The organism is Candidatus Paceibacterota bacterium (genome assembly GCA_036517255.1).
Classification (GTDB): domain Bacteria; phylum Patescibacteriota; class Minisyncoccia; order Phycocordibacterales; family WO2-35-19; genus DATDXE01.
On sequence record DATDXE010000001.1, the window covers coordinates 1 to 21,158 of the forward strand.

A 21,158-nucleotide genomic window follows, 5' to 3' on the forward strand; every position below is an offset into this window, starting at 1 on the left:
AAGGATCGAACCGTACTTTTTGAGCCACGCGGAGCGTGGAAAACCCTTTTGGATTCTGGATTCGGCGGGGGGAATGCATTAGTGTCGCGCCTTCGGCGCGACCCCGTTCCGGCTTCAAAATGCGATTTCGATTTCTGGCGGAGGAGGTGAGATTTGAACTCACGAGCCCCTTGCGGGGCTACGGATTAGCAATCCGCTCCGTTAGACCGCTCCGGCACTCCTCCGTGTATTCCGTATTTTTGTTTGGAAGCCGTAGCTTTTGCGAAGGCTCCCGTGAACAATAGAGTAGCAATTTTGAGGCGGATTTTCCAGCCCTATTTTCTATAACTCGATATTGCGAGGGAGAGGAGTACGAGGCCTATCGTGACATCGCGGAAGAGAATATCGAGAGAGGAGAAGCTCGATGCGACGAGGCCGAACATGGCGAGAGCGCCTAGTAGGGTAGGGATGAGTATTTTCTTCCCTGACAATATCCAAATTCCTAAAATTATTTCTACAATACCCCAGCCGGTAAGAAGAACATCTTGCGGAGCAAGATTTTGGATAAAAGGAGGGAACCAGCCGATCCAAGAGCTCGGTTCAAGCCATGCGGCTACTGCGGCGTAGATGAAGCAGAACGCCAGTCCGCCACGTAACAAGAAATAGGCTATGTTTTCTCGTAGCATACTAGTCGAATTTAGATTCTATTATTTAACTATGACAGAACCGCTGAATTTAGGATTGAGATGGTCGTGATATTTCCAAGTGCCTGCCTTGTCGAAGGTAAAGAGGTAGGTCCAACCCACAGGAATATTTTTACAAGCATCGAACGAAAGGTTTATCGTTTGCTTACAGTGCTCGCTCAAGCTAGTGCCATCATAATTTTCATGAGTAGGGTGCATAGCTGAAGCTGGCCACATATTTATATTGCTCTGGTTCATAAATTTTACTGTGTCCCCCTCATTTATAGTAACTTCTGCCGGAACGTAACCGTCACTAGTAAAATTTACTGTCACTGTTTTTGGAGTAGGCAGTTTGGCTTCTATTGTGCCATCTTCCATCACAGGAGTAGTGGTAGCTACTTCTTCTTTTACTTCTATCACATTTTTTTCCGAACCCATCCAAGCATAAACTCCCCAGGCCACTAAAATAACTACGACAATCCAAATTAAAGCTTTCATTTTATTTTTTAAGAATTTATAAATTAATAAATCAAACTTATCACTTGCTTAACATTATATCAGATTTAATTTTTATTAGTGGGCAATGAACACACCCGTCACTTTTTTGGCCCCAGCCCCTTTCAGGGCTCTACGGGCTTCTCTGTATGTAGCTCCAGTTGTATAAACATCGTCGATAATTATGAATAGGTTATTTTTCATTCCATCTTTTAATCTTTCCATTTTTCCTTTTTCTACGCGCATACTTCCTTTTACATTTTTTAAACGTTTTTCTCTTGTAAGGTCAGCTTGCTTTTCTGTGTTTTGAATCTTTTTTAAGATATCAAATCTTACTTTTATTTCTTTGGTTTCCAGCTTTTCTATTTCTTGACACAAAAGCTCACACTGATTCCAACCTCTCTCACTTTTTCTTTTATTGCTCGATGGTATGGGCACTATTAGTACATTCTGATTCCCTTCAATTCCTTCGAATAGAGATGCTTCTCCAACCATCTCTATTATTTCTTCATACAAATATAAAGATAACCTCTTAATTACTCCGAGGTTACCTTTATATTTTAAAGCGTGTACCAGAAGTCGCACATTTTTGTCACGGTAATCAAACAGAGCGGTAACTTCTTCTACATCTATCGCCCTTGGTCTTGGTAATTTTTTTCTCATCTCTTCTGGATTTAGTGTCAAAAGTTTTTGAAGTCTCTTTTCCTCAGGGATAACAAAGTCAACGAAAGCAAAGAGTGCTTTTTTAAGGGCGTCCATTGATATATAATAATACTATGAGCCCAGGTTTTTTTTCAGGAATTTTTGCTAAAAAGGATCAGAGTGTTTTAGGTATTGATGTAGGCTCTTCTTCTATCAAAGTAGTCCAGCTTCGCAAAAAGGGTAGTATTGCTGTACTCGAAACTTATGGTGAGCTAGCCCTCGGGCCTTATGGAGAGTCGGGAGTAGGTCAGGCGACCAAATTACCGACTCTCAAATTGATCGAGGCCATGAAGGATTTATTGAATGAAAAGGAAGTAGGTCTCTCTACTCGAAACTGTGGTATGGCTATTCCATTTTCCGCCAGCCTCTTGAGAGTGATAGAGATGCCAAACGTGAAAGAAAAGGAGCTCGAAGGCATGGTACCTATCGAAGCTCGCAAATATATACCAGTACCTATTTCTGAAGTTACTCTTGATTGGTCAGTTGTCCCACAGCTTAGTTTTCAATCGGGGCAAGTCGAGGTGGCTGATGAGTTGAAGTCGAGGGGAGAAAATCTAGTTCCAAAAAAAATCGATATCTTGCTCGCCGCTATCCACAATAATGTTATTGATGAATATAGCCAAATAGTTGAGGCCACAGGTCTTTCCGCTAGTTTTTTTGAAATCGAACTCTTCAGTTCCATGAGGTCAGTTCTAGATGAAAGCTCCAAGTCAGCCATGATCCTCGATATGGGAGCCGCTTCCACAAAGTTATATATAGTAGAGAGGGGCATCATGCGCAACTCGCACATTATTAACAAAGGAGCTCAAGACATCACAAGCAATATTGCTCGTACCAACAGCATTTCTTTTGAGGAAGCGGAGGTGGTCAAGAGGAATTTTGGTCTAGAAAAAGGGGTTTCTGATATTGATGTCTCAGGGTCAGTACAGGCTATAGCTGAATATATTTTTTCTGAAGCTAATCGAGTTCTTTTTACTTATCAAAATGAGCAAAATAAAAATATTGATGAAGTTATTCTCATAGGAGGGGGTTCGGCTCTCAAAGGTTGGACAGCGCTCGCGGCAGAAAATTTCAAAATTCCTACAGTTGCCGGCGACCCATTTTCAAAAGTAGAAGCCCCAGCCTTTCTAGAAAAAATTCTAAAAGAAACTGGTCCCGAATTTGCCGTCTCTGTCGGAGTGGCGCTACGGAAGCTGAAGGAGATGTAAACTAGCAATCAACAGTAAATCATATTGACTCAGAAAAAAGAGGTATAATATAAATACTGTGGATACTAAATTTAGATCTTCATTCATACCCAAAAATTCTGTTGTCATGAGGTCAGAGAATCACGAAGGCGGAGGTTTTTTCCGCACTTTCTCTGCGTTGATATTTGTAGTTGCCCTTATTATCACTGGTTCTCTTTTTGTTTATTCAAAGATGCTCTCAAAAAATGTTGAAAATCTCAGATCTCAAATTGTTACTTCACGGGCGGCTATCGATTCGAAGTCTATTGCAGGAGTTCTTGCTTTTGAAAAGAAGCTCGATTCCATTCAATCTATTTTGGATAATCACATAGCGTTTTCAGAATACTTCAAAATGCTGGAGGAAAATACTGTCTCCCAAGTAGCTTGGCAGGATTTAAGATACAACGGGCTTGCGGGAGGGAACTTTGTGGTCGAGATGAGTGGTAGAGCCTCGAGTTTTTCCGCGATTGCTCTCCAGGAAGAATCTTTTCTTCAAGATCAAAATATAAAATTTGTCTCTTTCGACAATCTAAAACTTGATCCTAAGAATGGAGCCATCACTTTTTCTTTCAGAGCGGAGATCGGTCGGGATTTAATAAAATTTAAACTTCCTCAATGAAAAGTACCAGTGGATTAATAATGATATTTCTCGGTATTCTCATCCTCTTTTTCCTTGGGAAGCCTTTTTTTGCTGATGTATCAGCCCTTAAGGATGAACAGAAAAAGTATAAAGATGCTGTGGAGCAAATAAGCAAGATAGAGGAAACTAAGAACGACCTACTTTCGCGTTTGGAGGCACTTTCTCCTGAAGAGAGGCAAAAAATAGATGCTTTCCTTCCTACTCGAGCTGAAATGGTGAGGTTGATTGCAAGTCTTGATGGAGTGGCTTCTCGTCATGGTATATCACTTGAAGAAGCCTCCTCTGGCCAATCCATGACTGATACTAGTCGATCTGTATCAGAGTCCGATCTGCCTCAAAGTTATAATTCAAAAACAGTTACTCTAGGCTTCACTGCCAGCTATTCTGCTATGGTCAATTTTCTAAAGGATGTCGAGAAAAGTTTAAGGATTGTAGATATAGTTTCTATTGACTCTGCGAAAGCTGGGGATTCAGGTTCTCTTTTTCAATACAAGGTAAGTTTACAAACTTATTGGGTCGACTCTGTTCCTTTCGGAGTTTCGTCGTAATATAAATGATCATGAAGAAAAGTAAAAGAACAAAAATATTATCGATACTCCTCATAGTTGTAGCTCTCTCTGGTCTGCCTATGATAAGTAAAAATCTGAAAACCGACGAAGCGGTCGATTCTCAATTTGTAGAGTCTCCAGAATTACAGGAGATAACCGATGTCCTCCTCGAAATGCAAAGTGTCTCTCTCGACACTACTCTTCTCCAGAGTCCAGAATTTTCATATCTGAGTGACTCCACTCTTTCTCTGCCTGCTCTTCCTATCGGCAGAGAAAATCCATTCAGTGCCTTTTAGTTTTATCTGCAGTTTAATTTATTAATAATGAGTGTTCTCGATATTCTCGCAAAAAAAGGAATAATTGAAGCTAAAGAAGTCGACGCCATAAAACAAAGGGCTAAAACGACTGGTGCCTCGATCGACAGCCTGCTTCTTGAAATGGGAGTATCTGACTCAGATATTCTAGCGAATAAGGGGGAATACTATAGTATTCCTGTAAAAAGCGTGGATGAGAGCTTGGTGACCGGTAAAATATTGGAATACATTCCAGAAGAGTCAGCTTCTTATTATAAATTCGTTCCGGTGGCTCTCATAGATGGGGTACTTGAAATAGGTATAGTCGATCCCGATAATATTGCCGCTCGCGACGCTATAAGTTTTATTGCCTCAAAATCCAACCTGCCTTATAAAGTTTTCTTAATTTCTCAATCCGATTTTGATAAGGTGCTTAAAATGTATAAAGGGCTTTCGGGAGAAGTGACCAAGGCCCTCTCTGAACTAGAGAATGAATTTGTTGTGGAATCTGGGAAAAGAGATGACGATGAAGAAGAAGGAAAAAAGAAAGTAGTGAAAGAGGAAAAATCGGAAGAAACTGAGGATCTCTCTGCTTTTGATAACAAAAATAAAGATACTAAAACAGTCGAGGATGCACCGGTGACTAAAATAGTAGCGACTGTATTAAGGTATGCCATCGATGGAAGAGCTTCGGACATTCATATCGAACCGATGGAGGCCTCTGTCAAGGTGAGGTTTAGGGTGGATGGAGTAATGAATACTTCGCTCGTCCTACCTTTTAGGGTGCATTCAGCTGTGGTGGCCCGTATAAAAATAATGTCGAACATGCGACTGGACGAGAAACGCAAACCTCAAGATGGAAGGTTTAGCGCCAAATTAAATGATCGCAAGATAGATTTTCGTGTGTCTACTTTCCCTACTTATTTTGGTGAAAAAGTGGTGATCCGTATTCTCGATCAAGTGAAAGGAGTTCATAAACTTGATGATATGGGTATCTCAATGAGGTATATCGATACCTTGAGGAATGCCTTAAAAAGGCCATACGGCATGATACTTATTACTGGCCCGACTGGAAGCGGAAAGTCCACCACTCTTTATTCCATGGTGAATGAACTTGATCGCGAACATTCCAATGTCCTCTCTCTGGAAGATCCGATCGAATACAATATAGAAGGTATGAGTCAATCGCAGGTGCGCCCTGAAATAGGCTATACATTTGCCAATGGCTTGCGTACCACTCTCCGTCAGGATCCAGATATCATAATGGTGGGTGAAATTAGAGATAAAGAAACTGCGCAGCTTGCCATCCAAGCCGCTCTCACTGGCCACCTAGTGCTTTCTACTCTTCACACTAATACTGCAGTAGGAGCCGTGCCCCGTCTTATTGATATGGGTGTCGATCCTTACCTTATTGCTCCTACCCTGATACTTTCTATTGCTCAAAGGTTGGTAAGAAGCCTCTGTCCTGGAGCAGGCAAATCTGTCCCGGTAGATGGCGCCTTGAAAGTGATGATCGAAAAACAATTTTCAACCTTACCACCCAATTTTGTTAAAGATATAAAAATTGGTAAAGAAGTTTTTGAGATAGCTCCCGGTCCTGATTGTCCAAACGGAGTACGAGGCCGTACTCCGGTGATGGAAGTGCTCGAAATCGATAAGGATATACAAGAGGCTATATTGAAAAATCCGACCGAGCAGGATATTTGGAAAATCGCTCGTAATAAAGGTATGCTTACCATGAAGGAAGATGCGATCCTAAAGGCATTTGATAGAGAAATTCCATTTGAGGAAATAAATACGTTATAATAAGTAAACATGACAGAAGAGAAAAAATATAAAATAATAATAGTAGATGATGATCAATTTCTTCTCGATATGTATGTCCTGAAGTTTAAGAAAGAGGGTATCGATGTAGAGTCTTTCTACAACGGGGAAGAATTACTCAAAAAATTAAAGGACAATTTATCTGCCGATCTCCTCCTTCTCGACATCATTATTCCAGGTATGGATGGTTTGTCGGTATTGGAACAAATTAGGAAGGAAAAATTGGCGGGGGGTATGAAAATAGTGATGCTCACCAATCAGGGCGATCCGGAAGAAATAAAGAAAGCTGAAAGTTTTGGGGTCAATGGTTACATTATTAAAGCTACGGCTATTCCGTCTGAGGTAGTTGAAAAAGTAAAAAAGATTCTTAATGCCAATTAAAATATGGATTACGCAAAAGATCTCGATAGCTTAGTCGATCTGGTCATGAAAGAGGGAGCTTCCGACTTACATGTATCGGAGGGTCGCTTTCCTGTCGTTAGGATAGCTGGGGAACTAATACCTCTCAGCAAACATCCAGCTTTCGACAGGAGTGCTATGGAAAAAATAATTGATTTTATTCTTCCTCCTGCAAAAAAAGAACTGTTTAAAAAACGTCGAGGGGTCGACTTCGCTTATGTCCATGGCAGCGAGAGGTTTAGAAGCCACATCTTTATTCAGCAGGGCCGTATTTGTTTAGCTATGCGTGCTATCCCGAAAAAAATACGCACTATATCGGAACTCTCTCTACCGGAATCGATCGAATTTTTTGCCCGGAAGCATTCCGGTTTCTTTCTTGTGGTTGGCCCTACTGGTCACGGCAAATCCACTACTCTTGCTTCTCTTGTAGAAATAATAAATCAAGAACGGCTAGAACATATTGTTACTATTGAAGATCCGATCGAATACATTTTTTCTCCTAAGAAATCGATAATTGACCAAAGGGAGATAGGGGACGATACTCCTGATTTTCACGAAGCCTTGAAGGATGCTTTCCGTGAGGATATGGATGTTATTATGATAGGTGAAATGAGGGACGCCGAAACGATGTCGGCTGCTGTCACCGCTGCGGAAACTGGTCACTTGGTATTTGCTACTCTCCATACCAACAGTGCTTCTTCTACTGTTGATCGTATTATCGACTCTTTTCCTCCTGCTCAACAGAATCAAATCCGTATTCAACTCGCAGCTTCTCTCTCTGGTATATTCTCTCAACGTCTTATCCCTCGAGTTTCTGGTGGCCTCTTGCCAGCCTATGAGCTTCTAATAAATAACAATGCTATTTCTAATCTTATAAGAGATAAAAGGACTCACGAAATAGATACAGTGGTAGAGACGAGTTCCAAGGAGGGAATGATCGATATGAATCGTTGTTTGGTGGATCTCATAAGGAGAGGAGAAGTTTCCATTGAAAACGCTTATCTCTATTCGAATAACCCTAAAACTCTGGAGAAAATGTTATAAAATTTTTATGCTTTTTACTTATAAAGTAATTGATAATGGAGGAGTTTCAAAAGAAGGAACTATAGATGCTTTCTCTACGGATGCAGCTATAAGCTCTTTGCAGAAACAAGGACTCGTTATCTCATCTATAAAACCAAAGGAAGAAAAGAGCAGTTTCCTCCATAAGCTTCCATTTTTCAATAAAGTTTCTAATAAAGAGATAGTGATCCTTTCTCGTCAGATGTCCACTTTGTTTGAAGCTAGGGTATCAGCTTTGCGTATTTTTAAATTGATCGCTGCTGAGGCAGAAAATGAAAAACTGCGTGATGCCTTGATCGAAATTGTTGACGATCTTCAGGGTGGTAATTCTATTTCCGGAGCTTTGTCCAAACATCCAGAAGTTTTTTCCGACTTCTACGTCAACATGGTCAAATCTGGTGAAGAATCAGGCCGTTTAGATGAAACCTTTTCCTATCTTGCCGATTATTTGGATAGAAATTATGAAGTAGCCTCGAAAGCTAAAAACGCACTAGTGTACCCAGCTTTCGTCATCATGACCTTTGTCGGGGTTATGGTCCTCATGTTTACAGTCATCATTCCTAAAATATCAATTATTGTTAAAGATACAGGTCAAGATTTGCCTTTCTATACTAAAATCGTCTTCGGAGTCAGTGATTTCTTGATAAACAATGGCTTGATCGCGATTACACTTATTCTGGTCTTATTAGGTTCGATTGCTTGGTATGTCTCTACTCCTGAAGGTAAAGAATGGATCTCTAAATTCCGTCTCGATGTGCCATATCTTGGCGACCTTTATCGCAAACTCTATCTTTCAAGATTTGCCGACAACATGAGCACTATGATCATCTCTGGCATTCCGATGCTCAAGTCTATCGAGGTCACTTCTTCTATCATTGAAAATCAGATCTATAAGGACATTATGACCGATTGTTTTGAGAAGGTAAAAACTGGCAGCTCTCTTTCTGACTCCCTTTCAGGTCATGAAGAAATTCCCAATATATTAGTCCAGATGGTTAGGGTGGGTGAGGAGTCAGGAGAACTCGGTAACATCCTTAAAACTATGGCCAAATTTTATCAGCGAGAAGTGATGAATGCTGTCGATACCTTAGTCGGCCTTATTGAACCGGTAATGATAGTAGTTCTCGGTCTTGGTGTTGGAGTGCTCTTGGCATCAGTTCTTATGCCTATATATAATATTGCTTCTTCAGCTGGGTTATAGATATCCACACCAGAATTTCTTAAGCGAACTTAAAGAGTTATAATTATGAATGTCACAGGTCATAATTATTTATTAAGAAGTTATAAGAAAAATATGTTACGAAAAATGAAAAATAGAGGTTTTACTTTGATTGAGCTCTTGGTGGTTATCGCCATCATCGGTATTCTTTCTTCTGTAGTGCTAGCCTCTCTCAATACAGCAAGAGGTAGAGGAAACGATGCTAAGGTAAAAGCTCAGCTCTCGGGAGCTCGTGCTTCTGCTGAACTTTATTACGATACCAACAGCAACTACGGTGGTACCCAAACTGCATGTAACGCTGGTATGTTCGCTGATACTGCTTCAAGCATGGCTACTTATGTAAATACAGGCAACTATCCTTCAGGTACTACTATAGTTTGTGGTTCTACCAACACGGCTTACGCTATCAAAGCAGAGCTCAATGGTGATACTGCCTACTGGTGTGTTGACTCGACAGGCGCATCTAGATCTGTAGGTGGCGCTATCGGTGCTTCTGCTTCAGTATGTCCGTAATATCTAGTCTAGTATAGATTAAACAAAAAACGGTCTCTCCAGAAAGAGCCGTTTTTTGTTATACTTGATAGGTGGAATTTATTTATTTAGCGACAGCCTTTATTATCGGAGCCGCTATCGGTAGTTTTATACATGTCATAGTTCTGCGTTACAACACTGGACTCTCTTTCATACAGGGCAATTCTGTCTGCCTTTCTTGCTCCGTACCACTTTCTTGGTATCATCTTATCCCTATTTTTTCTTACCTTGCTCTTAAAGGTCGCTGTTCTCACTGTTATTCTCACTTCTCTATCCAGTACTTTCTCGCTGAACTCATATCGGGAATTACTTTTGTTTGGCTTTTTTTATTTTCTAATTTTTCCCTTTTTCAATCTTTTCTTCTTTCTTTGATATTTTTTATACTCTTGTTTATCTTTATCTACGATCTTCGCCATAAAATCATTCCCGACCCCTCTGTCTACCTATTTATTGTAATTTCTTTTCTCTATGCTTATATTACAAATCTTTGCCTGCCCGACCCTGTCATTCAGGCGGGCATCTTTCCATTTTTTCTTGCTGCTTTCATAATTCCTTTCCCTTTCTTTCTTATCTGGTTTTTTTCCAAGGGGCGCATGATGGGTCTAGGGGATGTAAAGTTCATGGTTGGTATGGGCGCGCTTCTTGGCCTCTCCTCAGGCGTTTCTGCCATTTTTCTTTCCTTTTGGATAGGAGCCACATATGTTTTGTTGGCCTTTGTGTATAAAAAATTGTTTAAGAAGGGTTATAATATGGGCATGAAAACTGAACTGCCTTTTGCTCCTTTTCTCATCATTGCCACTCTCTTAGTTTTTATATTTAAAATAAATCTAGTAAATTTCTAATGAATCTTTCCATCTTTCCATCTTTCCATCTTTCCTTATCCAAACGTGGTTTCACCCTAGTGGAGTTAATAGTCAGCATCGCTCTTATTACGGTGTTGTCAGGCATACTTCTCGGCAGCCGTCGTCAGTTTGCCGATAAGTTAAATCTTAAAAATCAAACGTACAATGTAGTTTTGGCTGTACGTCAAGCTCAAGTCGAAAGCCTTGCCGTCAAACCTACTGGTAGCCCTCAGAATTTTGCTGCTTCTTATGGGGTCCACTTCGATTCTGGTTATGCAACCAATATTTTTAAATATTTTACCGACTCAAATCTAAATGGTCGGTTTGATAACGGCGAGCCAAATCAGGACGTGACACTGTTAAACGGGGTAGTGAGGCAAAATGTTTGCGGTAACAATGGTTCTTCCTGTTTTGGAGGCAATTTTACCCAAATGTCCGTTACTTTCAGAAGGCCTAGTGCCACTTCCCGCATAAGGTTTATGAATAATGGTGGAAATGATTCAAACGGTGTTAATCCTCCTGCTATCATTTATTTAGTCTCACCTGCTGGGGCAGTTTCTTCTGTAAAGGTCGAGTCCACTGGCAGCGTCTCTGTCCAAGGTTTATAAATTGAGGCATTGAAAATTGAATGAAAATTACAAATTACAAATTTAAAAAAGCTTGCCCCGCGAAGCTCGACCAAAGGGAGATGCGGAGTGGGGGTTTTACTTTGGTGGAAATAATAGTTGCTTTGGGGATTTTTGTGACTACTGTTACTATCGCCATAGGGTCACTCGTTGGTCTTTATAGTGCCAATAATAAATCCCAAGCTCTATCCTCAGTCATAAATGATCTTAATTATTCGATCGAAAACATGACTCGTACTATACGTTTTGCTACAGTATTTCACTGTGGCTCTTCCGGAACGCTTACTTCTCCTCAAAGCTGTAACAATGGTGATACTTTTTTTGCTGTCAGTACTAGTTCGACTCCTACTATCTACCGTTTTCAAAACAATAAGTTAGAGCAGTCCACTAATAGTGGTGCTTCCTATGACCCCATCACTTCTTCTGAAGTTACTATCCAATATGCCAGGTTTTATGTCTTCAATACTACTAAGGGGGACAGTAATCAACCCTACGCTATACTGGTGCTGAAGGGTTTTGCCGGTGATAAACCAGGAGAACAATCGGTTTTTGATATCCAAACCACGATCTCTCAAAGAGAACTCGACATTTAAAATTGAGACACTGAAAATTTAATGAAAATTACAAAATTAAAAACCAGAAATTTAGCTCAAGGATTCACGATACTTGAGACTATAGTAGCTATTGCAATAGTTTCGTTGGCTATTGCTGGTGCTGCTTCGGCTGTGCGCATTGGTCTCGTTGGTGCTTCTTCGGCTAAAGATCAAGCGCGAGGTTTTTATTTAGCTCAAGAGGCAATCGAGATTATAAGAAACATGCGTGACGCCAATGCGTTAAATTCTTTTAATGGCGGCTCTAATAATTGGTTGACGGGTATTGCCGACATTTCCAGTGACCCTTGTTTTCCTGGCAAAACTTGTATGGTTGATGCTACTGGCCCAGGTGGAGTCTTCCTCTCTGCTTGCTCTGGAGGTTTTTCTTCTTGTTCTTTCCTTCGTCAAAATACTTCCACTTTTCTTTACGGATACAATGGAAGTTGGCCAGTTGTTCAGTTTAAAAGGGAAGTCCAGATAGAAAAAATAGCAGGTAATGAGGCCCTAGTTACAGTTTTGGTGTCATGGACTCGTGGTGCCACCCAAAAATCCTTCAAAACCAAAACTATCCTAATGGATTGGTTCTAAAATATATGAAAAATCTTTCCATCTTTCCATCTTTCCATACGTTCTCAAAATCTAAAGCAGGTTACTCCATGTTCATTGCCGTTATCATCATGGCTTCACTTACCATTATTGCTTTCTCAGTCATCAATATTTCTGTAAAAGAAACTCAGTTCGCTACTTCAAATAGGGAATCACAGTATGCTATTTTTGCTGCTGATGCTGGTATCGAGTGCGCCCTTTATTGGGATGGACAAACCAATGCTTTCTCTACCTCCACTTTGAACTCTATAACATGTGCAGGGAATCCTTCTGTTGCCGGCGGTCAAGCTATTTCAGGTACCACTACTCTCTCTAGGATAGGGGGTGGAGGTAGCAGTAATCCTACTAGTGTTTTTGGCCTCACATTTAATAATGGAGCCAACCCTACTAATGCCTGCGTTATTGTTACTGTCACTAAAAACCCTAATGCATCAACATACATTTACTCTAGGGGTTACAACAATTGTGATCTCTCCGATCCACGTCGTGTTGAGCGCGGTATCGAAGTTAGATATTAAAGGTGTTATTTTTCCTTGATTTAAAATAGTTTTTAGCTTACATTGAGTGTAAGTTCTTTCATCGCGTGGCCAGCGGTTCGCACTCACGATGACATTTGTAACATGGAGAAAGCTTCCGCTGGCCGCGCGACGACGGAATAAAAATTAAAAATTCTCAAAAACGTTTGCAAAAAATTTTGCAAACGTTTTTGAGTTATCCACACTTTTTTAAAAAATAGTTACTAAATATTTTTTTTTGCGAGATAATTAATACAGGTCGAGATGAATTTTTTTAAAATATTTTTTAAAAAAATTCAAGTGCACTTAAAAAACAAAACTCAAAACTATTATGGCAGCAAAGAAAAAGAAAGCAGCTTCTAAGAAAAAGAAAGCTACAAAGAAGAAGAGAGCTTAACTGTCCTCTTCCCACTTAAAGAAAAATTCCTCTCACGAGGAATTTTTCTTTTGGTATTCTTTCCCCTTGATAAGGGGAAAGTGGCCCGAGGCTTTGCGAGGTGCCGAAAGGGGTGAATTAAAAGAGAAAATCAAAGCTTTTTATGCTAATATGTGCCCATTATGTCATTTTTGGCTAAAATATTTGGCAACGAGAACGATAAGGAAATCAAAGCTCTTCAGCCTATAATCGAAAAAATAAATAGTCTCGAAGTCGTCACTTCTGCTTTGAGTGACTCTGAACTTTTGACAAAAACTGCTGAATTTAAAAATAGATTAAATCCGCCAGTTGGCGGAAGAGAGAGTCTTGACGATATTTTACCAGAAGCTTTTGCTGTGGTGAGGGAAGCCTCCAGAAGGACGCTTGGTCAAAGACATTTCGATGTTCAACTTATGGGAGGAGTGGTTTTACATAATGGAAATATTTCAGAGATGAGAACTGGAGAAGGGAAAACTCTCGTAGCTACTTTACCTGCATATCTCAATGCTCTTTCTGGAAAGGGTGTCCATGTGGTTACGGTAAACGATTATCTTGCTCGTCGCGATGCTACATGGATGGGGCAAATTTATAATGCTTTAGGATTAAAAGTGGGAGTCCTCTCTCATGATTCTTCTTTTGTATATGATCCCGCTCATACGGAGAAGGATAAAGAGAGGGATGAAATTGGAGCTTTCCATATCGTGCACGAATTTCTGCGTCCCGTCTCGAGGATGGAGGCTTATGATGCTGATATAACCTATGGCACTAACAGTGAATTCGGTTTCGACTATCTTCGCGATAATTTGGAGTATGACGCAAAACTGGTTCGTCAAAAAAATCATGCTTTTGCTATTGTCGATGAGGTCGACTCTATTCTTATAGACGAAGCGCGCACTCCTCTTATTATTTCTGCTCCGTCTGCCGAATCAGGGGATCTCTATAAAAAGTTTGCTTCTGTGGCTCTTAGACTAAAACCGGAGGAGCACTATACTGTGGACGAAAAAATGCGCTCAGTATTCATTACTGATGCTGGTATAGAAAAAACAGAACAAATCTTGGGTATTGAAAATATTTATGCCGTAGGTACTGGGAGTGCCGAAGGAGGAGTCAAATTTGTGCATCATTTGGAGACTGCTCTTAAGGCGAAAGCTCTATATCATAGCGATAAGGAGTATGTAGTCAGGGAGGGCGAAGTCGTGATAGTGGACCAATTTACCGGGAGGATGCAGCCTGGGCGAAGATGGTCGGAAGGTCTACATCAAGCCATCGAAGCAAAAGAGGGAGTGTCTGTCCAGAAAGAGTCAAAAACCTATGCTTCTATAACCTATCAAAACTATTTTAGGATGTATCAAAAACTATCAGGCATGACCGGTACTGCTTATACTTCTCGCGAAGAATTTTATAAGGTTTATGGATTAAATACTGTAGTAATTCCTACTAATAAGTCAGCTCAAAGGATTGATCGTGATGATCTTATATTCCAGACAGAAAAAGGTAAGTGGAAAGCTTTAGCTAGAAAAATAAAAGAGTTGCAGAAGAATGGTCAACCAGTTCTTATTGGTACTATCTCGATCGAGCACAATGAGCTTTTAAGTGATTACTTGAAAACGGAAGGTGTTGCGCACGAACTTCTCAATGCCAAAAACCATGAAAGGGAAGCCGAAATTATCGCTCAAGCCGGAGCGAAAGGAAAAGTGACGATCGCTACTAATATGGCTGGTCGAGGAGTCGACATCAAGCTCGGAGGCAATCCTTCTTCTCTTGAACAGTATGAGGAAGTGAAAGCTTTGGGTGGTTTAGTAGTGTTTGGTACAGAGAGACATGATGCTCGTCGTATCGACAATCAGCTTCGAGGCAGGTCTGGTCGGCAGGGTGACCCTGGCCAAACTCAATTTTTTGTATCGATGGAGGACCATATAATGCGGGTTTTTGCTTCCGATATGGTGAAGCGTATGATGGGGCGCCTCGGTATCCCCGAAGATGAACCGATTGAAAATAAGCTGATCACTCGTTCTCTCGAAAGTGCTCAGGAGAAAATAGAAGGCCTAAATTTTGATGCCCGTAAACATGTACTTGAATATGATGATGTTTTAAACTTCCAACGCCGGACTTTCTACGAAAGAAGAAGAAAAATATTGATGGAGGAACAGGATGAACGGGTGCGTGCAGCTAAACTCCAAGTTTACGATATGTTTTGGGTGGAGCATTTGGAAGTGATGGACTATCTTCGCTCTTCGGTAAACCTTCGTGCTTATGGTCAGCGCGATCCTCTTGTGGAGTATAAAAAAGAGGGCTTGAAACTATTCAAGGAAATGGAGGAGGCTATAGAGCATGCAGCGGAAGAAGCGCTTAAAAATCTTGCCAACACACCTATTTCTACCATGTCGACAAACAATGTCATGGTTCAGGCTGCTAAAATAACAAACTCGAACGCCTCACCTCAGAGGAAAGATATAGGTAGGAATGATCCATGTTGGTGTGGTTCAGGAAAGAAGTTCAAGAAGTGTGGGTTAATTGGGACAAAAGAACATAATGAGAATATGGCCAAGCTGGGTAAGTCCTAAAACGAAAGAGCTATCTTTGTTAAGATAGCTCTTTCTCTAACCTCCTAAATCGCTAAATAAGCCCTAGTTTACAAGATAAAATCGATTTCAACCTTTCCGTCACCTGCTCGTATTTCTCTGATAATTGATCGCAATATAAGCTTCTTTTCATCGAGCTGGAGCGCATTCCAAAAGGTATCGAAATCTTTCATCGATTCGACCAATTTTGCCATTACCGCTTCCTTTTGTGCGGAGAGGGAACATAATGATGTGAGACTATCCCTCTCCACATGCATTTTCATGTTTTCTTCTCTTAATCGGGCAATACTATTTTGGTATTGCTCTAGGCTTTCAACCCCTTTCTCATAAGCCTCAAGATGTCTATTTTCCTTTTCTGGATAGAGCATGATTTCTCTTTCTAACCTCTTGATCTCTTTTTCTCGGTCGCCAGTTATATAATCATTTCTATCGTACACGATTTTCTCTTGAACTTTCGGATGACAGTAGAGATTTTTGATGTGATTCAGAACTTCTGATTCAAGTTTTGTCGCAGACATAACTCTAGGACTACAAATCCCAGAATACTTGTACCCAGTACAGACATATTCATGGGTGACGGTGTCATTCCAATTTGGATTTTTATTTTTCCGTGAATGTCTTCTTTTCTGATAGCTGACTCCATGGCCGCAACGAATGCACTTGGCTATGCCAGTAAGTATCCCTCTCGATCTTTCAACTCCGCCCCTAGCTCCTCTGTTTCTGCTGGCTCTGATTTCCTGTGCCTTCAGAAAAATTACTCTATCGATTATTGGTTGATGGTTACCATTTCCCATATAACCCTCTCTGCCTTTAGCAATCCACTCCCTAGTAATCGCATATTTTGCGTGCCTCCAACCCCACAAAACTTTGCCAATATATACCGCATTTCCCAAAATATACTTTATCCCTCTGCTTGACCATAATCCACCTTTAGGAGATTTCCAACCTTTATTGTTCATTTCAATCGTGATTTTCCTTACTCCCTTTCCTGAAATAAATTCAGAAAATATGAATTTAACACGACTGGCCGCTTCCTCATCAATCACGATCTCTCTTTTGGCCTTTCGTCCTTCAAAATACCTATTGACCTTATACCCATAAGGAACTCGATTTGGCAGAGAGCCAGCTTTGGCTACATTTTCTTTCCCTTCTTTCATTCTTCTGCGAATTTGTTTACGCTCTAAATCTGATCGCATATCAGAGATGGTCTCAGTGATGGTAGCCATATCATCCTCATCCGGATCGTAGGTGTTTCTCGACCTCGGTTCAATCGGAGTATTCAAGCTGTAAACTTGGATACCCAACTCTTTTAATTCTTGCCTGATAATAGCGGCTGAATCTTTATTGCGAGCAAATCTGTCAAAATCTTTAACTACGATTAAGTCGAATTTCTTTTCTCTGGCATCTCTAAGCATTGATTGCAATCCATGCCGCTCGTCTGTAAGGTGACCAGAAATTCCTCCATCTTGGTATTCTTCTATGAATTCCCAGCCTTTGGATTTTATGACAGCCTTGCACTTTTCTAATTGAGCTGGAAGAGATGTTTTATCTTCGTCAGCCTGCTCTTTGGTGGAGACTCTGGCATAAATCACCGCTCTTAATTTCTTTACTGATGCAGTTGCTTTTGCCTCTCGTCGCTTGTATATTTGAAGCGACGAAAGCAAAATCTGCTCATCGTTTGCTAGAAGCCCTTCGCCCTGAAAAGTTGAGGGGTTTTTAGTTTCCATTTCTACATTGTTCATTTTTCTTTTTAATTAACTGCTAATAGGGTAGGGATGTTAACTTCAATTTACCCATACCCACAGGAATTCTGTGGGTAGCATCCAACCGTTACTTGTTTATTATCCTGTAATTGTTGATTTGATAAGTAGACAAAGCCTTTCTTAGATGAATTGTCTCCTCATCTGATCTGCCTAGTGCAAACCACCACCTAAATAGATTATAGATTTTATCCTCCGTCATTTTTAAGCTATTTAATGCCCTAGAGACCATCTTATATTCTTCAACCCCAAATACAGGTTCAACGCTGACTTCTTTTAGACACATCTGCCTGAATTTCTCTATAATTCTAGGTATTCTTTCGTCTTTTACCTTCGAGGAAATAAATGTTTTCTCTTTTTTTGAAGAGAAAACATTCTTCTCTGTTGTATTCTCTGTAATAGAGGTTTCTTCCTTTTTGGAGTATTCGATTATCCTCTTATATAGGATATCCAGGTCTACTTTGTAATGCAGAGTGGGAGAACCATTAACTTTTATAAGCTCAGTTTTTATTACCTCCATTTTTTCTAATAATCTTCTGACACGGTCTTGTTGCTTGATTGAAAGTGTTGTTTCTCCTTCAATCTGCTTTTTTGTCTTGTATATGTACCCATCTTCTCTCCAGCCTTTATCTCCCCAGAAATATATCTGCTGGAAAAATAAAGCTGAATTTATTCCACCCAGTGCTTTCGCATATATTTGATGGAATGCTATCGGTCTTTTTGAAAGACTTGATACTATTAAGTCCATTTCTCGTTTTGTCATTTTTCTTTTTTGGTTTGTCTTTCCGGCCTCAATCCTAGGAATGGTTTTAGAATCCTCACCATACTTAACCTCGCCAACATTCCCAGGGTCGAGGCAAGAAAGACTTGCCTCAGTTACCTTTTCTAATAATAGGGAGAAATTAAGTTCGACTTTTCAACTTCTCTCTGTACTACTTGCGGAATTATCCTTGAAATAATTTCTGCAAGTTTTTCTGCTGATGCTAATAATTGTTCATTAATTTTTGTGTTCATAATTAACAAACCGCCGAGGCAGTGACGACTCGGCGGTTTGTTATGAGTGGCCACTGCAGGCCGCATTTCTGCGAACCTAGTGCCAATGGTAAATCTACCTACAAAATCTGTAGACTACTTTTAACTTCCAAATTAAAAATCACAAACTCTGCAATTTCTTTTGCAGTGATACGACCTTTCTGACAATCTCGGCTGTGACTTCACTAAACCCGTTTTCTTTCATTAGTCTTGCAATCACAATATCTCGGCTTTTTTCGTATTGCTTTATACCCAATGCTTCATTGGATTTTTTAGAAAAATCAAAAATGAGACCATCCCTTTCAGACATTGGTCTTTTTCTGATTCGTACTTCTTTTCCAATAATCTTTTCAATTTTCTTCCAATTTTTAGAAATATATTCCTTAACGCTGTCTCTCGAGGCTCCTTTGTGGATCAATAGTTTTACATATGGCTCGCCAGATTTTTTCCAGTATTCTTCAGGATTGAATTCTTGATCTTGGAATCTGCTTTCAATAAGAAGGCAACCAAAATTATTCGGTAGGAAATATTTCTTTAGAACTTTATCAGAAAAAACTATTTTGCTTTCTAAAAATTCAACAAAGCTTAGTGGTATTTTGAAGTCTCCAATTAAATTCTGTTTTGCCTTATTAAAACTCTGAAGTTTTTGATAATCCACATCATTCTTTTTGAACATATCTTCATCCCACGATTCCTTTTTCAATAACCACCCAAACCCATCTTTTAGAGAATTATACCCATCAATTTCAATACCAAATCCAGCTCGAATATTGCGTATCTTTATTTGGAAAAGTTTATTTTTATCCAGTTTCTCAAAGAAAACTGAGACCTTTTTGTCATTGCTCATGCCCCGATATTACTCCTTCTGTAGCTTGGCTTCAAATGCCAATACTGATAATATGAAGTCACAACTAAATATAAAACTTAGTAGCCTAAATCAGCCCTATGGACTGACATGGCGAAAAGTGAAGAAAGTCGTATAAGGCACAAAGAACCCTCACGGGTCGCCTTATACGCCATATCGGGAAACTGGTATGAGAGCTTCGGCTCTACCGTGGGGGCTTTTTGTATATATTTATAAATTATTAAAATAACATGGCTCAAAAACTAATTTGTTCCTCTTGTGGATTTATTGGAGATCCAAAGTCAAAAATGAAAGGCAATGGTCTAATAGAAGTCATCCTTTGGCTAACCTTTATTATCCCAGGAATCATTTACACAATCTGGCGTCGTAATTCCTGGCAGAAAACATGTCCATCTTGTGGTCAGAATAATTTAATACCCACTGATACTCCTGTGGGGATGAAATTATTAAAAGACCAAGATAAGAACCCGGATGATTTTATCGAACATCAAAAACCTGAAGATCCTCTACTTAAAAAAGCCAAACGCAGACAAACCATTATCGGTATTTGTGTGGTAGTTGTTTTTTGGATTATTTATATCGCACTTGCCTAAATTTTATAAATGAAAGCCGCCCGGAAAGCGAACGGCTCTCGGGGCGGTATTAATCAAGATATGCTTTGGTGATAGAGCGAGCGATTTTCCGAGCTTCTCCTTGCAGAAAGCGTTGATGATCTCGAATTAGTGGTTTTCTCTCGGGAATTGTGATGATCGCCCATTCAGGACCCAGAGACTCCTTTTCTCTGAGAACAAATCTTTTGCCATAGAGTTGAGAAAGTCCAAGAGTCCAACCACGGCTCGGGTATCTCCCAAGAAGATAGTGGATGTGAATCTCGCTTTTACCTTCTGCTGTTGTACATTCGGTTAAGGCAAATACATCGCCAATCCGAGGCAGTCCGGCAAAAGGTCCGAGGTTTGTCATAAATCCTCGATCTAACAGAAGCCCATAGTCTCGATCCGATAACTGAACCTTTGATCGAGCCAGAATTTTCTCTATCTTACATTCCAACTTTTTGAGCATAAAGCTCCTTTCTACAATCCTTAAACTTCAAGGAAGGTGGCGTATGTGTTTGACAGGCCCGCCTAGAGGCCTCAGTTTTGAAAGAACTACAACAGGGATTTCTCCCTTAAAATATTCTTCTGTAAAAATACTTTAAGCGAGGCCTGATCCGATAATGCTGGATCAGGCCGATGAAAAGAACTTGTCAGATTTGCCAGTTGACCACTTCATTTGACACCGCCTGTGCGAGGTTTGCCTGAAGAAGTAGTTCTGGGCGAGCATCGAGAACAGACGAGAGACGAAACACATTGTCGATGTTCCATCCTCCAAAACCGATGGCATCCTTCATCCCCAGAAGCCTGCCGACAAATGAAGGATTCATTCCCAACTTCTGAGCAAGCTCGTTGATTGAGAAGATTCTCTGCCGAGCCATGAGAATGTAGATGTTCGACTGGACTCGCTCGACATTCATCTGCACCCAGATCCAGATAAGGCTGTTGGCCTTAAAGAAATCAGGATGCATTTTGTAGTCGATTGCACCGAGCTTGCTGATCTCGATCACAACCGAATGCATTTGGCGAGCAACGAAATCCTCTCCTTGTTCTGCGACTCCTTGTTCTTCCTGCCGAGTCAGAGAATACTGCCGGCGGATGTTTTTATCTGTGCCGTAGCAAAGTTCCATT

General features: G+C 40.3%; 24 protein-coding genes and 1 tRNA gene. 16 read left to right on the plus strand and 9 right to left on the minus strand.

Annotated features, from left to right (window positions below; all coding sequences use genetic code 11):
* Window positions 1-135: 135 nt before the first annotated feature.
* The 4 genes from VJH67_00005 to VJH67_00020 form a co-directional block, all read right to left on the minus strand.
* Window positions 136-224, minus strand: a tRNA-Ser gene (locus tag VJH67_00005).
* A 90-nt stretch (window positions 225-314) separates the two neighbouring features.
* Window positions 315-665 (minus strand): hypothetical protein, encoded by a 351-nt coding sequence (locus VJH67_00010; protein HEY4515563.1) that lies wholly within the window; start codon window positions 663-665, stop codon window positions 315-317.
* Window positions 666-686: 21 nt separating this feature from the next.
* A complete protein-coding gene (locus VJH67_00015) occupies window positions 687-1,160 on the minus strand; it encodes a hypothetical protein (GenBank protein HEY4515564.1) in 474 nt (157 codons plus the stop codon).
* 75 nt (window positions 1,161-1,235) lie between these two features.
* Window positions 1,236-1,916 carry a hypothetical protein gene (locus VJH67_00020; GenBank protein HEY4515565.1) on the minus strand — a complete coding sequence of 227 codons (681 nt, stop codon included), beginning with the start codon at window positions 1,914-1,916 and terminating at the stop codon, window positions 1,236-1,238.
* Window positions 1,917-1,933: 17 nt separating this feature from the next.
* On the opposite strand from VJH67_00020, the gene pilM reads away from it, so the two are divergent.
* The 15 genes from pilM to secA all read left to right on the plus strand — a co-directional run bounded on the left by pilM (window position 1,934) and on the right by secA (window position 15,762).
* Entirely contained in the window at window positions 1,934-3,067 is a 1,134-nt protein-coding gene (gene pilM, locus VJH67_00025; GenBank protein ID HEY4515566.1) for a type IV pilus assembly protein PilM, read from the plus strand.
* Between the two features lie 106 nt (window positions 3,068-3,173).
* Window positions 3,174-3,704, plus strand: coding sequence for a hypothetical protein (locus VJH67_00030; protein ID HEY4515567.1), 531 nt, complete (start codon window positions 3,174-3,176; stop codon window positions 3,702-3,704).
* Window positions 3,701-4,273: a type 4a pilus biogenesis protein PilO gene (gene pilO, locus VJH67_00035; GenBank protein HEY4515568.1), complete on the plus strand. Its 573-nt coding sequence runs from the start codon at window positions 3,701-3,703 to the stop codon at window positions 4,271-4,273. The genes VJH67_00030 and pilO overlap by 4 nt, the downstream gene beginning before the upstream one ends.
* An 11-nt stretch (window positions 4,274-4,284) precedes the next feature.
* Complete coding sequence (locus VJH67_00040; protein ID HEY4515569.1) at window positions 4,285-4,569, plus strand: hypothetical protein; 285 nt, start codon at window positions 4,285-4,287, stop codon at window positions 4,567-4,569.
* A 27-nt stretch (window positions 4,570-4,596) separates the two neighbouring features.
* Window positions 4,597-6,372, plus strand: a complete 1,776-nt coding sequence (locus VJH67_00045) for a GspE/PulE family protein (protein HEY4515570.1) — start codon at window positions 4,597-4,599, stop codon at window positions 6,370-6,372.
* A 9-nt stretch (window positions 6,373-6,381) separates the two neighbouring features.
* A complete protein-coding gene (locus tag VJH67_00050; GenBank protein ID HEY4515571.1) occupies window positions 6,382-6,771 on the plus strand; it encodes a response regulator in 390 nt (129 codons plus the stop codon).
* Window positions 6,772-6,774: 3 nt separating this feature from the next.
* Window positions 6,775-7,833, plus strand: a complete 1,059-nt coding sequence (locus VJH67_00055; protein ID HEY4515572.1) for a PilT/PilU family type 4a pilus ATPase — start codon at window positions 6,775-6,777, stop codon at window positions 7,831-7,833.
* Window positions 7,834-7,840: 7 nt separating this feature from the next.
* Complete coding sequence (locus VJH67_00060; GenBank protein HEY4515573.1) at window positions 7,841-9,052, plus strand: type II secretion system F family protein; 1,212 nt, start codon at window positions 7,841-7,843, stop codon at window positions 9,050-9,052.
* Window positions 9,053-9,145: 93 nt separating this feature from the next.
* Window positions 9,146-9,583 (plus strand): type II secretion system protein, encoded by a 438-nt coding sequence (locus VJH67_00065; GenBank protein HEY4515574.1) that lies wholly within the window; start codon window positions 9,146-9,148, stop codon window positions 9,581-9,583.
* Window positions 9,584-9,654: 71 nt separating this feature from the next.
* Entirely contained in the window at window positions 9,655-10,443 is a 789-nt protein-coding gene (locus tag VJH67_00070) for a prepilin peptidase (GenBank protein ID HEY4515575.1), read from the plus strand.
* A complete protein-coding gene (locus tag VJH67_00075) occupies window positions 10,443-11,051 on the plus strand; it encodes a type II secretion system protein (protein HEY4515576.1) in 609 nt (202 codons plus the stop codon). The genes VJH67_00070 and VJH67_00075 overlap by 1 nt, the downstream gene beginning before the upstream one ends.
* 20 nt (window positions 11,052-11,071) lie before the next feature.
* Window positions 11,072-11,662, plus strand: coding sequence for a type II secretion system protein (locus tag VJH67_00080; GenBank protein ID HEY4515577.1), 591 nt, complete (start codon window positions 11,072-11,074; stop codon window positions 11,660-11,662).
* A gap of 21 nt (window positions 11,663-11,683) precedes the next feature.
* Window positions 11,684-12,250: a type II secretion system protein gene (locus VJH67_00085; GenBank protein ID HEY4515578.1), complete on the plus strand. Its 567-nt coding sequence runs from the start codon at window positions 11,684-11,686 to the stop codon at window positions 12,248-12,250.
* A 5-nt stretch (window positions 12,251-12,255) separates the two neighbouring features.
* Entirely contained in the window at window positions 12,256-12,786 is a 531-nt protein-coding gene (locus tag VJH67_00090) for a pilus assembly PilX N-terminal domain-containing protein (protein ID HEY4515579.1), read from the plus strand.
* 555 nt (window positions 12,787-13,341) lie between these two features.
* Window positions 13,342-15,762 carry a preprotein translocase subunit SecA gene (secA, locus tag VJH67_00095; GenBank protein ID HEY4515580.1) on the plus strand — a complete coding sequence of 807 codons (2,421 nt, stop codon included), beginning with the start codon at window positions 13,342-13,344 and terminating at the stop codon, window positions 15,760-15,762.
* Window positions 15,763-15,830: 68 nt separating this feature from the next.
* On the opposite strand, the gene VJH67_00100 is transcribed toward secA, so the two are convergent.
* From VJH67_00100 to VJH67_00110, 3 genes are all read right to left on the minus strand, one after another.
* On the minus strand, window positions 15,831-17,522 hold the full coding sequence (locus VJH67_00100) for a recombinase family protein (GenBank protein ID HEY4515581.1): 1,692 nt from the start codon (window positions 17,520-17,522) through the stop codon (window positions 15,831-15,833).
* Between the two features lie 88 nt (window positions 17,523-17,610).
* Entirely contained in the window at window positions 17,611-18,303 is a 693-nt protein-coding gene (locus tag VJH67_00105) for a hypothetical protein (GenBank protein ID HEY4515582.1), read from the minus strand.
* 390 nt (window positions 18,304-18,693) lie between these two features.
* On the minus strand, window positions 18,694-19,419 hold the full coding sequence (locus tag VJH67_00110; GenBank protein HEY4515583.1) for a hypothetical protein: 726 nt from the start codon (window positions 19,417-19,419) through the stop codon (window positions 18,694-18,696).
* 248 nt (window positions 19,420-19,667) lie between these two features.
* Between VJH67_00110 and VJH67_00115 the strand changes: the two genes are divergently transcribed.
* Window positions 19,668-20,030, plus strand: a complete 363-nt coding sequence (locus VJH67_00115) for a hypothetical protein (GenBank protein ID HEY4515584.1) — start codon at window positions 19,668-19,670, stop codon at window positions 20,028-20,030.
* A gap of 49 nt (window positions 20,031-20,079) precedes the next feature.
* Here the strand turns inward: VJH67_00115 and VJH67_00120 are convergent, their stop codons facing one another.
* Together VJH67_00120 and VJH67_00125 are read right to left on the minus strand one after the other, a co-directional pair.
* Complete coding sequence (locus VJH67_00120; protein HEY4515585.1) at window positions 20,080-20,496, minus strand: hypothetical protein; 417 nt, start codon at window positions 20,494-20,496, stop codon at window positions 20,080-20,082.
* 184 nt (window positions 20,497-20,680) lie between these two features.
* Window positions 20,681-21,157: a hypothetical protein gene (locus VJH67_00125; GenBank protein ID HEY4515586.1), complete on the minus strand. Its 477-nt coding sequence runs from the start codon at window positions 21,155-21,157 to the stop codon at window positions 20,681-20,683.
* Window position 21,158: the final 1 nt, after the last annotated feature.

What these genes read in the sequence shown, in the direction of transcription:
- VJH67_00010 (HEY4515563.1), bottom strand. Translation starts at nt 665, where the DNA reads ATGCTACGAGAAAACATAGCCTATTTCTTGTTACGTGGCGGACTGGCG.
- VJH67_00015 (HEY4515564.1), bottom strand. Translation starts at nt 1,160, where the DNA reads ATGAAAGCTTTAATTTGGATTGTCGTAGTTATTTTAGTGGCCTGGGGA.
- VJH67_00020 (HEY4515565.1), bottom strand. Translation starts at nt 1,916, where the DNA reads ATGGACGCCCTTAAAAAAGCACTCTTTGCTTTCGTTGACTTTGTTATC.
- pilM (HEY4515566.1), top strand. Translation starts at nt 1,934, where the DNA reads ATGAGCCCAGGTTTTTTTTCAGGAATTTTTGCTAAAAAGGATCAGAGT.
- VJH67_00030 (HEY4515567.1), top strand. Translation starts at nt 3,174, where the DNA reads ATGAGGTCAGAGAATCACGAAGGCGGAGGTTTTTTCCGCACTTTCTCT.
- pilO (HEY4515568.1), top strand. Translation starts at nt 3,701, where the DNA reads ATGAAAAGTACCAGTGGATTAATAATGATATTTCTCGGTATTCTCATC.
- VJH67_00040 (HEY4515569.1), top strand. Translation starts at nt 4,285, where the DNA reads ATGAAGAAAAGTAAAAGAACAAAAATATTATCGATACTCCTCATAGTT.
- VJH67_00045 (HEY4515570.1), top strand. Translation starts at nt 4,597, where the DNA reads ATGAGTGTTCTCGATATTCTCGCAAAAAAAGGAATAATTGAAGCTAAA.
- VJH67_00050 (HEY4515571.1), top strand. Translation starts at nt 6,382, where the DNA reads ATGACAGAAGAGAAAAAATATAAAATAATAATAGTAGATGATGATCAA.
- VJH67_00055 (HEY4515572.1), top strand. Translation starts at nt 6,775, where the DNA reads ATGGATTACGCAAAAGATCTCGATAGCTTAGTCGATCTGGTCATGAAA.
- VJH67_00060 (HEY4515573.1), top strand. Translation starts at nt 7,841, where the DNA reads ATGCTTTTTACTTATAAAGTAATTGATAATGGAGGAGTTTCAAAAGAA.
- VJH67_00065 (HEY4515574.1), top strand. Translation starts at nt 9,146, where the DNA reads ATGTTACGAAAAATGAAAAATAGAGGTTTTACTTTGATTGAGCTCTTG.
- VJH67_00075 (HEY4515576.1), top strand. Translation starts at nt 10,443, where the DNA reads ATGAATCTTTCCATCTTTCCATCTTTCCATCTTTCCTTATCCAAACGT.
- VJH67_00080 (HEY4515577.1), top strand. Translation starts at nt 11,072, where the DNA reads ATGAAAATTACAAATTACAAATTTAAAAAAGCTTGCCCCGCGAAGCTC.
- VJH67_00085 (HEY4515578.1), top strand. Translation starts at nt 11,684, where the DNA reads ATGAAAATTACAAAATTAAAAACCAGAAATTTAGCTCAAGGATTCACG.
- VJH67_00090 (HEY4515579.1), top strand. Translation starts at nt 12,256, where the DNA reads ATGAAAAATCTTTCCATCTTTCCATCTTTCCATACGTTCTCAAAATCT.
- secA (HEY4515580.1), top strand. Translation starts at nt 13,342, where the DNA reads ATGTCATTTTTGGCTAAAATATTTGGCAACGAGAACGATAAGGAAATC.
- VJH67_00100 (HEY4515581.1), bottom strand. Translation starts at nt 17,522, where the DNA reads ATGAACAATGTAGAAATGGAAACTAAAAACCCCTCAACTTTTCAGGGC.
- VJH67_00105 (HEY4515582.1), bottom strand. Translation starts at nt 18,303, where the DNA reads ATGACAAAACGAGAAATGGACTTAATAGTATCAAGTCTTTCAAAAAGA.
- VJH67_00110 (HEY4515583.1), bottom strand. Translation starts at nt 19,419, where the DNA reads ATGAGCAATGACAAAAAGGTCTCAGTTTTCTTTGAGAAACTGGATAAA.
- VJH67_00115 (HEY4515584.1), top strand. Translation starts at nt 19,668, where the DNA reads ATGGCTCAAAAACTAATTTGTTCCTCTTGTGGATTTATTGGAGATCCA.
- VJH67_00120 (HEY4515585.1), bottom strand. Translation starts at nt 20,496, where the DNA reads ATGCTCAAAAAGTTGGAATGTAAGATAGAGAAAATTCTGGCTCGATCA.
- VJH67_00125 (HEY4515586.1), bottom strand. Translation starts at nt 21,157, where the DNA reads ATGGAACTTTGCTACGGCACAGATAAAAACATCCGCCGGCAGTATTCT.